The sequence below is a fragment of the Shewanella sp. VB17 genome, from assembly GCF_013248905.1.
Lineage (GTDB): Bacteria > Pseudomonadota > Gammaproteobacteria > Enterobacterales > Shewanellaceae > Shewanella.
Window position 1 is genome coordinate 41,243 of the sequence record NZ_JABRVS010000001.1, and the last position, 15,341, is coordinate 56,583.

Genomic DNA, 15,341 nt, shown 5'->3' on the forward strand with positions numbered 1-15,341 from the left:
ATGGATAAGGACTTTCCAGATAAAAATAAGCGCCCCATTACAATAGGTATCGCCTTTAAACTGAGCCTAAGTACTTTTCTCATAGGGTTATTAATATGTAGCAGCTTAGCCGCATACTTTTTTCATGAAACTCAAAATAAGATAAAAATACAAGCTCACGTTGAACTCTCCCAAATAACAAACAACTTAAAACTTGCCCTAGAAACTAATTCACATTTATCCAATATGATCCGTATTGTCGGTGTATTAGCGACACAGGAAAATATTGCACGCCTTTCAGTCATTAAATCATCTAGTATGCGCATCAGCGCTGACAGCTTAGCGCAATATAACGGTAAATTAGCTTCAGAGGTCTTTCCAGATCAAATAATGAGTTTACTGCTAAGCTCACAGCACATTAATCTACAACAATCAGGCCAATTTATCGGTAGCTATTTACAACAAGCGATACAATTTCCTTTAATCGATCCTCAAGTTAACCGTCTTAGACCCTATATAATCTACCTTAAATACGATAAAACAGTACTAGAAGCAACGATAAAAAAAAGCCGAGACACTTATCTATTAATTGTCATTTCTGGTTTTATTTTACTTCTGCTTATTAATCTTTGGATACAAAAAATTGTCATTTTAACTCCCCTATCAAAAATGGCAAATCAACTTAAAAACCAATCAGGTAACGAAGCCATTCCGCAACCATTAATCACTTTTGCCCAAGATGAATTCTGCATTCTCGCAAATAGCTATAATCAGTCGATTCATAAGCAACTATTACAAAAACAAGAACTCGAGAAATCTCATCGCCACATTAATAATATGACCAAAATACTTCCGATACATCTTGCTTATATAGATACTGAGCAAAAAATTCAGTTTATGAACCACCACAGCTTAAACTGGTTAAATTGTGACATCATTGCAGTACTGGGACATGATCTCCAAAACATTATCCCTATCAATCTGTTCAATATTATGCAGCCTTATATTGATCAGGCATTAAATGGAGAGCCGTTAACATTTGATGCTGAGTTTACACATAATAATCAAGCCGTACTCTTTTTTCATATAACACAAGTACCTGATATAGATGTGGACAACAAGATTAATGGTTGCTTTATCTGCATTGAAGATCAAACCCAAACAAGAAACAATGAAAAGAAAATTAACAAATATGCACAAGATCTTGAAATGAACAACTGGGCACTGGATGATGCTCGTGAAAAAGCAGAAGCCACAGCAAAAGCTAAATCGGAGTTCCTTGCCTGCATGAGCCATGAAATACGTACACCGATGAATGGAGTACTGGGCATGCTAACCCTTATTAGCAGAACAACACTTGAAAAAAATCAACGGCATCACTTAGAAATGGCTCAAGGTAGCGCTAAATCTTTATTAAAAATCATCAATGATATTCTGGATTTTTCTAAAATAGAGTCAGGAAAACTCCATATTGAATCTATCGAGTTTAACTTACAACAAGCCTTGGATGAACTCATACAACCTTTAGCTATTCGTGCCCAAGGAAAAAATCTTGAATTTATTCTCGACGCTACCAGAATTAAACCTGCAGAGGTGATCGGAGATCCTGGTCGTATCACTCAGGTACTCACCAACCTCATCGGTAATGCCATCAAATTCACCCAACAAGGCTGCATCACTGTTATCGGTAAAATCATTTCAGAGCATAACCAACATCGACTTATTTTTTCTATCCAAGATACTGGAATAGGGATGAAAAAAGAAAAGTTTGAAAATATTTTTCAGCCATTTAGTCAGGCAGACAGTTCTACAACACGTCATTACGGTGGAACAGGATTAGGGCTCTCAATAGCAAGAAACTTAAGTCAACTTATGGGAGGAGGTATTTCAGTCACAAGTACAGAGGATGAGGGAAGTCATTTCAACGTTGATATTAATATCCAATTGCCCAACTTAACGTCTGCACTACAAGCTCCGTCTTTGATTGATCTCGATACACTTCCCATCTTAATATTAAGTAACAATTCATTTGCTGATAATATATTAGAAAGCATGCTCAAAGCATTCAATGCCTCGGTGACAAAACTCGTGATGGTCAATGATACAGATCCATTAGACCTCTCAGACTTGATTAATCAGCAACCTAAACTGGTTATTCTTAGCTTACCTATAGGAGAAAGTTTCATTAAAGCTAAGGTAGATCAATTGAATAATCAACCTTTGCTATCTCAGCTTCCAACATTACTGCATTACCACTCAATCGATGCTACTACCATCAATCAATATCTTAAAAATCAAATTTATGGTGCTATTACTAAACCTATTTCTCAAATCAAGCTGATAGAACAGCTCAAAATCTATAACCAAGACCAATCATCTCCATCCAACCATCATGTCTCAGACGGTCCAAATGATTGGCTACTAAAAGATCATTTTGGAGACGCACAGCCTAAGCTGCTATTGGTTGAGGATAATATGGTTAATCAGCTGGTCGCCAAAGGGATTATTAATGAGTTTGGACTCGAAATAGACATCGCTGATGATGGTCTACAAGCGTTAGATATACTTTCAAATAGCCATTCAGCGGCACCCTATCACCTCATTTTTATGGATTGCCAGATGCCAAAGCTCGATGGCTATCAAACAACAGAAAAGATCCGTACAGGTGAAGCAGGTGAAATATACAAAACGGTGCCTATAGTGGCCATGACAGCCAACGCGATGGTAGGTGATAAAGAAAAATGCATCGCTGCAGGCATGGATGATTATATTTCAAAACCTTTGGATCCAGAGTGCATAAAAAAAGCACTCCTAACATCTCTGGTACATATGATTAAGAGTGACAAGTAAACACAATAAAAATAATTTTTTATTGTTATATATTCAAGATATTATATTAATATTTATTTCATTTTTTGCCAACACTGGTGCACACAGCATAAACCCCACTCACTCAATTTATTACGATTTAACAAGCATTCTTAATAACCGATAATAGATTATTAATATCAAAAACATCATTATATATGTGGGGCGATATTCTAATACCTGTACTACGGGCGTCAACACTGATATTGGCAGAGTCTAATGCATGTAAAACATTATCTTGTTTATCACCAAAATCCAAAACCACAGTACCACTACGCTTTAATGGCTCACGAGGAGACACAAGTTCTTCACAAAATTCAGCTGCAATGATGTCAATAAGATCTTGATTATGTTCCTGTAATACATGTGATCCCAACTTAGAAAAATACTCAATGCTGTTTGCAGCAATAGCATATGGCGCAATAGAGGGTGTTCCTCCCCAAAATCTCAACACAGTTGGGTGATAACGAAACTGACGAATATCAAACTCAAATGGCTTCTCATGACTAAACCAGCCCACATCTTTTGGCTCACATTCAGATAATATTTTTGAGTTAATCCACAAGTATGCAGCACCAGGTCCACCACATAGCCATTTAACACTCGAACCAATCACAACATCTGCATCTAATTCAATCAGATTAATCGGCACAATACCGACAGATTGTGCAATATCAATCAAACTTAATATCCCTCTTTTTTTTGCTATTGTTACAATATCCGCTAGTGGCGATAATACCCAGTATTGGAATAAGCGTGACTCACCATAACTAAAGTGACCTCATCTTTAAGGTATTCATCCCACACTAAGATATCAGTGACATCTAGCTCTTTAGGAATGAATCTGATAATGGCATTCTTCGGTAATGCCATCTTCATCGCAAAGCCTATGCTTGGAAAGTCGCTCTCGCTCATCAAAACAACTATGTTGTTTTTTTGCAGCTCAGGATATGACATCACAAATTTACTCAATGCGCTAGAGAGGTTAGTTTGAGGACAAAAATGCTCTTTTTTACCCTGTAGTAACTCTGCCAAAGCCTGAGTAAATCGGTCAATAATCGGCAACCATTCTCCCCAAGGATCGCCGCCAGAATCTCTCCATGGAGCAAAGAATGCTTCATCAAAAGCCTCTTTAACTCGTCTGTAAAGGGCGCCCAACTGAATGGTTAAGTAAATAGCTACCTGATGTCATAATAAAGTCTGATTTAACATTAATTGTATTCATCAATCTCCTCACCTTGACTCTCGCTTATGGTCGTTAAACTGGCTTTTAATATTTCAATATCATGGTAGCGAGTATCAATATCACTTCGGTTAACTGCTGCTCGTTTATCCTTAAGTTTGTCAAGTGAATCGATCAGAATATGCAGAGGTGGTCCGCTGGCTGTAACTTTGTCTAGGTGGCTCTGTTTCATATTTCTAGAAGGCTGGGATATATACTTAGTAATTAATTGATTATGGTGTTGAATCGCAGTATTACCGTGATGACGGCATACATCGAGAAAGAGTGGAAGATTAGTTTGATACCAATCTTCATTCGGAGATATAGCATTGAGGAAGTCATCCATAATACTGGTTCTACGCATACAATCTCTGAGAGTTTGTTGATCTTCAGGCATCATATATAAAAATTTATCCACCAGTAATTGAGAATATGCAGGATCATTAGCAGCGCATAATCCAAGCTGCAGATCAATGACATTTATTCCTGCAAAGTCCCCTGCATTCGCTCCCCGATAAACATGTTCACCGACTCGATAAGGCTTATAGTATGGGCGAACACAATAAAAGAAACGATCGGTATCAAGTCGATTAAATAACCCCTTATTCGAATCAATCACATCCTGTAAGCCATTTTTAGCCAACAGTAATAAATCGGCCGTAATTGGGTGGGAAATACCTAAAGATTGAATTTTTAACAGTGCATCAGCAGCACGTTGATAAGCCAAAATCCCTTTGGTGTTATAGTCAAGAAACCATTTTTCATCGGCTAAACTTGTAAAGCGTTTATAGCTGCCATCCACCGCTTTATTATGCGTCGTCAAATGGGCAGTGGCAAAGCGCGGAGTAACACCAATCGATGCACCTATGTGCATAGCCAACGCTGACGCCTCTTTTAAAGGGGACACTATTTCTCTTGTTGGCTCAGTAAGTTCATGACGCCTGCAAGCTGCCATATACAAGCCTACATTACCTAAGAGATCAAATGCACTATCAAAACCTTCATCTGTATTTCCTTCAACTAATAAAGCTTGAATTAAAGCTTTACCTTCAATAAGTAATTGTTGCTTTTGTGTATCAGCCACATTCACAACATTGGCTTTGTCTTCCTGTTGCCAATATAACTTTTCAAGATAAGTATTGATCTCAACAAAATCATGCCTAATCCAATGATCAAATACTTGAGTATTAACAGTCATAATGATGACCCCATATTTATCTTATTTTTTAAACCAATCAATATGTCCAAAATTACATTTTCCTAAAAATAGATTCTCATTCATTATCCAAACGTCATAATGCGACACAAACACACATAAAAACAACATTTAAGCTAAAAAACAATCTACACCTGGATGTAAAACACTATTGGACAATGGTTTAACAAACAAAAATGCATTATTCATCAACTATTTATAATAATAAATCATGATTTTTATGAAAAAAAAAGCTAACCTTAAACAATATGCAAATATATAACAATTGAGGTTTTATGCGCTTCAGCACTATCATTTTATTGCTCACATTTACCATGATGAGCCATGCAACAGTCTATAAGTGGATTGATAAAGATGGCAAAATTCATTATTCGGATAAACCAATACCAAATTCAAAAACAGTTCAATTTAAAGATAACACCCAAAATCAAATTACCTTACAGCTACCTGTAGCAAACTCTGCAGAAACAACAGAGCACAATATATCTACAGACTATAAATTAAGTATTACCTCTCCAAGGGAAGAAGAAACTATCCGTAACAACGAAGGAAATATAACGATAATCGCCATTATTTCTCCCGATCTAGCTCCTAAACATGTATTAGTACTTCTTATGGATGGGATCATTGTGGGACCAGCACAAAATACACCTATATTTAACCTAAAAAATGTGAACAGAGGGGAACACAGTTTCATTATCAAAGCTATCGCACAAAATGGCAAACAACTTGCATCAACACCTCCTAGAAAGGTATACCTTCACAGAACAAGGGTTAATTATCCAAAATCAGTCACACCGAGCAATACAGGGTCACAATAAACTATTTATTATTAATGACTTAATGAAATGTAAGATATTTTATCCTCTGTGAAGTCAGTTGCACGTCGCACCATGATGGTGCAATATAATAGTGCATCAATTTACTGGGAATACTAATGGATCTAAAATACCTGTTTAATAGCCTTGTCACAGCAGTCGTCGTCATCGATAACAATCTCAAGCTTTGCTTTGCAAACGCTGCTGCAGAACAATTGCTAGGTGTGAGTAGCCACCGATTAACTGAACATTTCCTCATCGACTATGTTCAAATTCTTGGTGTTAACTTAGATTTATTAACCAATTCAATTAAAGACAATCAGGGGCTAACGGTGAACACAGCCTCATTAGTCACCTTAGATAGCCAACATCATACTGTTGATTTAACATTAACACCCTTAGAGCAAAATCAAGGTTTAGCATTATTAGAACTGCGCCAGGTCGATCAACAACGCCGCATTCATCAACAATTGACTCTCGATGCACAACAACAAGCCGCGCAATATTTAGTCCGTAATCTAGCACATGAAATTAAGAATCCATTAGGGGGATTACGAGGCGCTGCTCAACTGTTATCGAGAGAGCTTCATGACCCCCAGTTGAATGAATTTACGGACTTAATAATTGAGCAGGCTGATAGACTTAGAAATTTAGTCGATCGCTTACTAGGGCCACAAAAACCAACTCAACATAGCCCACATAATATTCACCAAGTCATTCAAAAAGTTCTTAATCTGGTCACTATGGAGCTCCCCCCAAACATTTTATTAGAGCAAGACTATGATCCTTCCATTCCTGATATCCAGATGGATCCTGAGCAACTCCAACAAGCTATCCTAAATATCGTTCAAAATGCTGTACAGGCACTGGATATTCAAGGTGGGAAAATACTGATCAAAACTCGTACCCAGCACCAAATAACGATAGGAAAAGATAGACATAAAATAGTATTAGCGCTTTCCGTTATCGATAACGGCCCAGGCATACAAGCTGAATTATTAGATACTCTATTTTATCCGACTGTAACCAGTAGAGACAATGGCTCAGGATTAGGTTTATCTATCTCACATAATTTTGCAAGATTACATGGAGGAAGAATTGATTGTCAATCTACCTCTAACAGAACTGAATTCACCATTTTACTCCCCATTGAACATAAATAACTGATGGACGACAAACATAAAATCGGTGCAATATAATGATAATAAGGAAATAGATGAGTATGGAAGAACAAGTTTGGATACTCGATGATGATGATTCCATTCGCTGGGTAGTTGAGCGCGCGCTTAAAGGGGCTAATATTAGCAATGCTAGTTTTGCGGCAGCAGAGTCACTATGGGATGCGCTCGAACTCGGTCAACCTAAAGTCATTATTTCAGACATCAGAATGCCGGGGACTGATGGTTTATGTCTCCTTGAGCGCATTCAAGTTCATTACCCTCATATTCCTGTCATAATAATGACTGCACATTCAGATCTCGATAGCGCTGTTAGTGCATATCAAGCTGGTGCTTTTGAATATTTACCCAAACCATTTGATATTGATGAAGCTATAGCACTCGTTGAAAGAGCACTTACTCATTCAAAAGAACAAGCAATTAAACAACCTAAAGAGATAACTGTTAAGGCACCTGAAATAATAGGTGAGGCAGCAGCAATGCAAGAAGTGTTCAGAGCCATTGGACGTCTATCGCGTTCTTCTATCAGCGTGTTAATCAATGGACAATCTGGTACCGGAAAGGAACTCGTTGCAGGGGCACTACATAAACACAGTCCGCGCAGAGAAAAACCCTTTATTGCAATTAACATGGCTTCGATCCCTAAAGAGCTTATTGAATCAGAACTATTTGGCCATGAGAAAGGCGCCTTTACCGGCGCTGCGGCGGTAAGGCAAGGACGATTTGAGCAAGCGAACGGTGGTACCCTCTTCTTAGACGAGATCGGTGATATGCCCCTCGATGTTCAAACTCGTTTATTACGTGTGCTAGCTGATGGACAGTTTTACCGAGTCGGAGGACATTATCCTGTAAAAGTAGATGTTAGAATCATCGCTGCCACTCATCAAGATCTGGAACAACTTGTTCAACAACGAAACTTCCGAGAAGATCTTTACCATAGATTAAATGTCATTCGAGTTCATTTACCACCTCTGTCACAGCGAAGGGAGGATATACCACAACTTGCACGCCATTTTTTGAGCTCTGCAGCAAAAGAAATCTCGGTAGAACCCAAAGTACTCACTAAAGCGGCAGCTGAAAAACTATCTCAATTCCCCTGGCCTGGTAATGTAAGACAACTTGAAAATACCTGTAGATGGTTAATGGTAATGGCATCTGGCCAAGAAATCTTACCCCAAGATCTACCTCCTGAGCTTCTAAAACAACAAAAGCAAACCCATTCTTTAGCACCAAATGACTCATCTAATTGGCAAGAGCCACTAAAAACATGGCTCAACGAAAAACTCCGAGAAGGCGAGAGTAATCTCCTTACAGATATACAACCAGCCTTCGAGCGCATCCTGTTAGAAACAGCACTAGCCTATACTAATGGACATAAGCAAGAAGCTGCAAAACGCTTGGGTTGGGGACGAAATACATTAACCAGAAAACTCAAGGAACTAGTCATAGATTAATTTTTCTATCAACAAAAAGCGTAATTATGGCTTCTGTTTGGCCAGTGCTCGGGCATAGTGCACCAAATAAGTAGCCATATTCAAATTGTTACTGTTTCACAACCCTAAGTCGTGTCCCCGTTTTAGCCCACAGACGTGTTGTCTGGTTTTGCTGACCAAATCTAGTTTCATCTTGCAACACCCAATATTCTAGCGATTTGAGTCCTATAGACATATTTTATCCTAAGGTGAGTGATGTAACGCTCTCGCATTTTCAAAATGAAAGTGCCATCTAACATGATGAAATATGCTAAAGCGATCAAACCAGCATTGACAGCCGAGTGAGTGTTTTGCAACATTTAAAAAGAAAAAGTGAAAACGAATTAGGCGCCTGGAAATGACCTACTCTCACATGGGGGTGAAGAAGTAGTGATTTGAATGCATAGCATTCAGCTACTTTGTAACGAGAGGCTGCACTGTCGCTGAACTGGGGAGCCCGCTTAGCGGCGGGTTGAGATCGAAGTAGGCATTGTACGTGCTTAAGTGGATAAGCCACCTGCCTAGAATAACATTAGATACGCCAAATGAAGTGTCAAACTATTAACAGTCCAAACGCAAAAAAGCCACCTTAATAAGGTGGCTTCTCTACTTAAATAGGCGCCTGGAAATGACCTACTCTCACATGGGGAGACCCCACACTACCATCGGCGCGATTGCGTTTCACTTCTGAGTTCGGGATGGGATCAGGTGGGGCCACAATGCTATGGTTTCCAGACAAATTCTTACTGGTTAATTATTCGCCTGACGGAATTGTTTTCTCGCTCCAGTGCTTGTGTACTAAAGTACACGCCGAGCTTCGCTCGTTACTGCTTTGTCAGCCAAACAATTTCCTGCGTAATTAACCAAATAACTAAATTCGAAAAGCTGTTAAATAAATATAATTGAGTGTAACTTAAATCAAATTGGTATTCTTTTGTACTCTGTAATCACTCATTAACCACTTACTTCTTAGAAGTAAAACCCATCTGGGTTGTATGGTTAAGCCTTACGAGTCATTAGTACAGGTTAGCTCAACGCCTCACAACGCTTACACACCCTGCCTATCAACGTCCTAGTCTCGAACGGCTCTTTAAAGGGATTAAATCCCTAGGGATGACTCATCTTAGGACTCGCTTCCCGCTTAGATGCTTTCAGCGGTTATCGATTCCGAACGTAGCTACCGGGCAATGCTATTGGCATAACAACCCGAACACCAGCGGTTCGTCCACTCCGGTCCTCTCGTACTAGGAGCAGCTTCCTTCAATCATCCAACGCCCACGGCAGATAGGGACCGAACTGTCTCACGACGTTCTGAACCCAGCTCGCGTACCACTTTAAATGGCGAACAGCCATACCCTTGGGACCGACTTCAGCCCCAGGATGTGATGAGCCGACATCGAGGTGCCAAACACCGCCGTCGATATGAACTCTTGGGCGGTATCAGCCTGTTATCCCCGGCGTACCTTTTATCCGTTGAGCGATGGCCCTTCCATTCAGAACCACCGGATCACTATGACCTACTTTCGTACCTGCTCGACGTGTATGTCTCGCAGTTAAGCTGGCTTATGCCATTGCACTAACCGTACGATGTCCGACCGTACTTAGCCAACCTTCGTGCTCCTCCGTTACTCTTTGGGAGGAGACCGCCCCAGTCAAACTACCCACCAGACACTGTCCTCAACCCCCGATTCAGGGGCCAGAGTTAGAACATCAAAACTACAAGGGTGGTATTTCAAGGTTGACTCCATCAGAACTAGCGTCCCAACTTCATAGTCTCCCACCTATCCTACACATGTAGGTTCAATGTTCAGTGCCAAGCTATAGTAAAGGTGCACGGGGTCTTTCCGTCTAGCCGCGGGTATACGGCATCTTCACCGCAATTTCAACTTCACTGAGTCTCGGCTGGAGACAGCGTGGCCATCATTACGCCATTCGTGCAGGTCGGAACTTACCCGACAAGGAATTTCGCTACCTTAGGACCGTTATAGTTACGGCCGCCGTTTACCGGGGCTTCGATCATGAGCTTCTCCGAAGATAACCCAATCAATTAACCTTCCGGCACCGGGCAGGCGTCATACCGTATACTTCCTCTTGCGAGTTTGCACAGTACTGTGTTTTTTGATAAACAGTTGCAGCCACCTGGTATCTGCGACTCCCGTCAGCTTAAAGAGCAAGTCTTATCACCAACAGGAGCGTACCTTCTCCCGAAGTTACGGTACCATTTTGCCTAGTTCCTTCAGCCGAGTTCTCTCAAGCGCCTTGGTATTCTCTACCCAACCACCTGTGTCGGTTTGGGGTACGATTCCTACTAACCTGAAGCTTAGAAGATTTTCCTGGAAGCATGGCATCAACTACTTCATCACCTTAGTGACTCGTCATCAGCTCTCAGCATCGCAATTTAATGCGTATTCCCGGATTTGCCTAAGAATACTGCCTACTACCTTAAACGCGGACAACCAACGCCGCGCTAGCCTAGCCTTCTCCGTCTCTCCATCGCAGTTAGCAGAAGTACGGGAATATTAACCCGTTTCCCATCGACTACGCCTTTCGGCCTCGCCTTAGGGGTCGACTCACCCTGCCCTGATTAACATTGGACAGGAACCCTTGGTCTTTCGGCGAGGGAGTTTTTCACTCCCTTTATCGTTACTCATGTCAGCATTCGCACTTCTGATACCTCCAGCGTGGGTTACCCCTTCACCTTCTACGGCTTACAGAACGCTCCTCTACCGCGTACATCAAAGATGCACACCCGTAGCTTCGGTGTATTGCTTAGCCCCGTTAAATCTTCCGCGCAGGCCGACTCGACTAGTGAGCTATTACGCTTTCTTTAAATGATGGCTGCTTCTAAGCCAACATCCTAGCTGTCTAAGCCTTCCCACATCGTTTCCCACTTAGCAATAACTTTGGGACCTTAGCTGACGGTCTGGGTTGTTTCCCTTTTCACGACGGACGTTAGCACCCGCCGTGTGTCTCCCGAGTAGTACTCATTGGTATTCGGAGTTTGCAAAGGGTTGGTAAGTCGGGATGACCCCCTAGCCTTAACAGTGCTCTACCCCCAATGGTATTCGCTCGAGGCGCTACCTAAATAGCTTTCGAGGAGAACCAGATATCTCCCGGTTTGATTGGCCTTTCACCCCCATCCACAAGTCATCCGCTCATTTTTCAACATAAGTCGGTTCGGTCCTCCAATTGATGTTACTCAATCTTCAACCTGCCCATGGATAGAATCACCGGGTTTCGGGTCTACACCTTGCAACTAAACGCGCAGTTAACACTCGGTTTCCCTACGGCTCCGCTATTCGCTTAACCTCGCTACAAAATGTAAGTCGCTGACCCATTATACAAAAAGGTACGCAGTCACGGTCTCAAGGACCGCTCCCACTGCTTGTACGTATACGGTTTCAGGTTCTATTTCACTCCCCTCACAGGGGTTCTTTTCGCCTTTCCCTCACGGTACTGGTTCACTATCGGTCAGTCAGGAGTATTTAGCCTTGGAGGATGGTCCCCCCATGTTCAGACAAGATGTCACGTGTCCCGTCCTACTCGTTTTCATCTATGGTTAGTTTTCATGTACGGGGCTATCACCCTGTGCCGCTGTGCTTTCCAACACATTCCACTAACACCCCATAGACTTAAGGGCTAACCCCCGTTCGCTCGCCGCTACTAGGGGGATCTCGGTTGATTTCTTTTCCTCCGGGTACTTAGATGTTTCAGTTCCCCGGGTTCGCCTCACGACACTATGTATTCATGTCGTGATACATGCTTATGCATGTGGGTTTCCCCATTCGGATATCGTTAGCTCAAATGCTTGTTACTAGCTCGCCAACGCTTTTCGCAAGTTACTACGTCCTTCATCGCCTCTGACTGCCAAGGCATCCACCGTATACGCTTAGTCACTTAACCATACAACCCACATAGGTTTTCTTTCGCTTGCTACTTTGCCCTTATGCGGCGTTACTTAAGTTCGCTTGTCAGTTATGTAGCGCAGCTACATGCCTTTCTCGCTCACTTTCGCGCATTGCCTAAGACCAAACTCGCTGCGCTAATATTATCTATTGTTCAAACGGGTAGTTTGAACGAGATGTATCGCAACTAATGGTGTTTACTTTCGCCAAAAGAATACTCTTGAACTCATCACCCTAAGGTAAATCATTCCGCACTTGATTTAAGTGTTTGAGAACTCAATTATTTATTTTCGCATTAATGCTATTAACAACAAACAACCTAAGCCATTCACCGTCCCTTTCACATTAACACTATCAGCTTTCCAAATTTTTAAAGAACAAGCATCACCGTAAAGGCGTGCCACTCGCTCTAACAAGAACAAGTTATCTGTGTGAACACTCAGCAAATATTGAGTTAGTCGTATAGGTAAGGAGGTGATCCAGCCCCAGGTTCCCCTAGGGCTACCTTGTTACGACTTCACCCCAGTCATGAACCACACCGTGGTAAACGCCCTCCCCGAAAGGTTAAGCTATCTACTTCTGGTGCAGCCCACTCCCATGGTGTGACGGGCGGTGTGTACAAGGCCCGGGAACGTATTCACCGTGGCATTCTGATCCACGATTACTAGCGATTCCGACTTCATGGAGTCGAGTTGCAGACTCCAATCCGGACTACGACCGGCTTTGTGAGATTAGCTCCACCTCGCGGCTTTGCAACCCTCTGTACCGACCATTGTAGCACGTGTGTAGCCCTACTCGTAAGGGCCATGATGACTTGACGTCGTCCCCACCTTCCTCCGGTTTATCACCGGCAGTCTCCCTAAAGTTCCCGGCATAACCCGCTGGCAAATAAGGATAAGGGTTGCGCTCGTTGCGGGACTTAACCCAACATTTCACAACACGAGCTGACGACAGCCATGCAGCACCTGTCTCTCAGTTCCCGAAGGCACCAAACCATCTCTGGTAAGTTCTGAGGATGTCAAGAGTAGGTAAGGTTCTTCGCGTTGCATCGAATTAAACCACATGCTCCACCGCTTGTGCGGGCCCCCGTCAATTCATTTGAGTTTTAACCTTGCGGCCGTACTCCCCAGGCGGTCTACTTAATGCGTTAGCTTGGGAACCCAGTAACTAAGTTACCAAATTCCGAGTAGACATCGTTTACGGCGTGGACTACCAGGGTATCTAATCCTGTTTGCTCCCCACGCTTTCGTACATGAGCGTCAGTCTTTGTCCAGGGGGCCGCCTTCGCCACCGGTATTCCTTCAGATCTCTACGCATTTCACCGCTACACCTGAAATTCTACCCCCCCTCTACAAGACTCTAGTTCCCCAGTTCCAAATGCAATTCCCAGGTTGAGCCCGGGGCTTTCACATCTGGCTTAAAAAACCGCCTGCGTACGCTTTACGCCCAGTAATTCCGATTAACGCTTGCACCCCTCGTATTACCGCGGCTGCTGGCACGAAGTTAGCCGGTGCTTCTTCTGCGAGTAACGTCACAGCTAGCCGCTATTAACGACCAACCTTTCCTCCTCGCTGAAAGTGCTTTACAACCCGAAGGCCTTCTTCACACACGCGGCATGGCTGCATCAGGCTTTCGCCCATTGTGCAATATTCCCCACTGCTGCCTCCCGTAGGAGTCTGGGCCGTGTCTCAGTCCCAGTGTGGCTGATCATCCTCTCAGACCAGCTAGGGATCGTCGCCTAGGTGAGCCATTACCTCACCTACTAGCTAATCCCACCTAGACTCATCTAATCGCGGAAGGCCCGAAGGTCCCCTCCTTTCCCCCGTAGGGCGTATGCGGTATTAGCAGTCGTTTCCAACTGTTATCCCCCACGACTAGGCAGATATCTAGGCATTACTCACCCGTCCGCCGCTCGACGCCTGATAGCAAGCTATCTTCGTTTCCGCTCGACTTGCATGTGTTAGGCCTGCCGCCAGCGTTCAATCTGAGCCATGATCAAACTCTTCAATTAAAGTTTTTTGCTAAACCCCGTTAAGGACTCAGCGGCTCAATGAATTCTGATGTCATTGACAACACTCATAAGAGTATTAACAACGATTGTACATATTGATTCAAACTAGGTTCGAATCTATGAACACTCATTCATTGAGAAATTTTTTTACTGCCTCACTTTTTACTAGAAAAAAGAGGCAGTTTCGAATAACTCAATACCTGTGAGTGTCCACACAGATTTCTTGTCTCAAATTGTTAAAGAGCGTTAGTACCAATCTTTCAGATACTGCCGTTAGACGCTAGGTCACTGGCTTGAGGAGGCGTATTCTACACTCTCCATCGTTGGCGTCAAGCGCTTATTTTAAGAAGATTTTCAATTGACGTTTTCTTGTACACTTTCGTGTTATGCTACATCAATGAACCACTTAAACCGCTTTTCACCTGATTAAGCTTTCTATTGAAAGCTTAATCTCTAACACTGCTGCAAGTCACTTACTCCTTAGCGTTTACGCTATCTCGTTGGCCTGCTGTGCCGTGTCAGTGGTTGCGCATTATAGGGATGTTAGAGATGAGTGCAACACCTTTCTCAACATTTTTGTCTGCTAGCTGAACTTTTACGCAGCCCCACTTTTATTTCGCCGAAAAAAAGCGCATATCATGCATTCTAGAACTAAATATCTTACTAAGATGC

Annotated in this window: 5 protein-coding genes, 3 rRNA genes and 2 pseudogenes; 4 read left to right on the top strand and 6 right to left on the bottom strand. The window is 42.4% G+C overall.

Annotated features, from left to right (window positions below; all coding sequences use genetic code 11):
- Positions 1–2,829 carry an ATP-binding protein gene (locus HQQ94_RS00100; protein WP_173292511.1) on the top strand — a complete coding sequence of 943 codons (2,829 nt, stop codon included), beginning with the start codon at positions 1–3 and terminating at the stop codon, positions 2,827–2,829.
- A gap of 118 nt (positions 2,830–2,947) precedes the next feature.
- On the opposite strand, the pseudogene HQQ94_RS00105 reads toward HQQ94_RS00100, so the two are convergent.
- Positions 2,948–4,072 (bottom strand): annotated as a pseudogene (locus HQQ94_RS00105) (aminotransferase class V-fold PLP-dependent enzyme).
- On the bottom strand, positions 4,059–5,267 hold the full coding sequence (locus tag HQQ94_RS00110) for a monodechloroaminopyrrolnitrin synthase PrnB family protein (RefSeq protein ID WP_173292514.1): 1,209 nt from the start codon (positions 5,265–5,267) through the stop codon (positions 4,059–4,061). Before HQQ94_RS00110 ends, HQQ94_RS00105 begins: the two are co-directional and overlap by 14 nt.
- Positions 5,268–5,560: 293 nt before the next feature.
- On the opposite strand from HQQ94_RS00110, the gene HQQ94_RS00115 reads away from it, so the two are divergent.
- The 3 genes from HQQ94_RS00115 (at position 5,561) to glnG (ending at position 8,735) form a co-directional block, all read left to right on the top strand.
- Positions 5,561–6,106 carry a DUF4124 domain-containing protein gene (locus tag HQQ94_RS00115; protein WP_173292516.1) on the top strand — a complete coding sequence of 182 codons (546 nt, stop codon included), beginning with the start codon at positions 5,561–5,563 and terminating at the stop codon, positions 6,104–6,106.
- Positions 6,107–6,222: 116 nt separating this feature from the next.
- Positions 6,223–7,266, top strand: a complete 1,044-nt coding sequence (glnL, locus tag HQQ94_RS00120; protein ID WP_173292519.1) for a nitrogen regulation protein NR(II) — start codon at positions 6,223–6,225, stop codon at positions 7,264–7,266.
- Positions 7,267–7,319: 53 nt separating this feature from the next.
- Positions 7,320–8,735: a nitrogen regulation protein NR(I) gene (gene glnG, locus HQQ94_RS00125; RefSeq protein WP_173292521.1), complete on the top strand. Its 1,416-nt coding sequence runs from the start codon at positions 7,320–7,322 to the stop codon at positions 8,733–8,735.
- 22 nt (positions 8,736–8,757) lie between these two features.
- Here the strand turns inward: glnG and HQQ94_RS22420 are convergent.
- The 4 genes and pseudogenes from HQQ94_RS22420 to HQQ94_RS00140 form a co-directional block, all read right to left on the bottom strand.
- Positions 8,758–8,913, bottom strand: a pseudogene (locus tag HQQ94_RS22420) (IS630 family transposase); the annotation flags it as partial.
- 460 nt (positions 8,914–9,373) lie between these two features.
- A 5S ribosomal RNA gene (rrf, locus tag HQQ94_RS00130) occupies positions 9,374–9,489 on the bottom strand.
- Between the two features lie 259 nt (positions 9,490–9,748).
- Positions 9,749–12,656: ribosomal RNA gene (locus tag HQQ94_RS00135) — 23S ribosomal RNA — on the bottom strand.
- Positions 12,657–13,125: 469 nt separating this feature from the next.
- Positions 13,126–14,669, bottom strand: a 16S ribosomal RNA gene (locus HQQ94_RS00140).
- The 16S, 23S and 5S rRNA genes sit together here, the layout of an rRNA operon.
- Between the last annotated feature and the right edge of the window lie 672 nt (positions 14,670–15,341).

What these genes read in the sequence shown, in the direction of transcription:
- HQQ94_RS00100 (WP_173292511.1), top strand. Translation starts at nt 1, where the DNA reads ATGGATAAGGACTTTCCAGATAAAAATAAGCGCCCCATTACAATAGGT.
- HQQ94_RS00110 (WP_173292514.1), bottom strand. Translation starts at nt 5,267, where the DNA reads ATGACTGTTAATACTCAAGTATTTGATCATTGGATTAGGCATGATTTT.
- HQQ94_RS00115 (WP_173292516.1), top strand. Translation starts at nt 5,561, where the DNA reads ATGCGCTTCAGCACTATCATTTTATTGCTCACATTTACCATGATGAGC.
- glnL (WP_173292519.1), top strand. Translation starts at nt 6,223, where the DNA reads ATGGATCTAAAATACCTGTTTAATAGCCTTGTCACAGCAGTCGTCGTC.
- glnG (WP_173292521.1), top strand. Translation starts at nt 7,320, where the DNA reads ATGAGTATGGAAGAACAAGTTTGGATACTCGATGATGATGATTCCATT.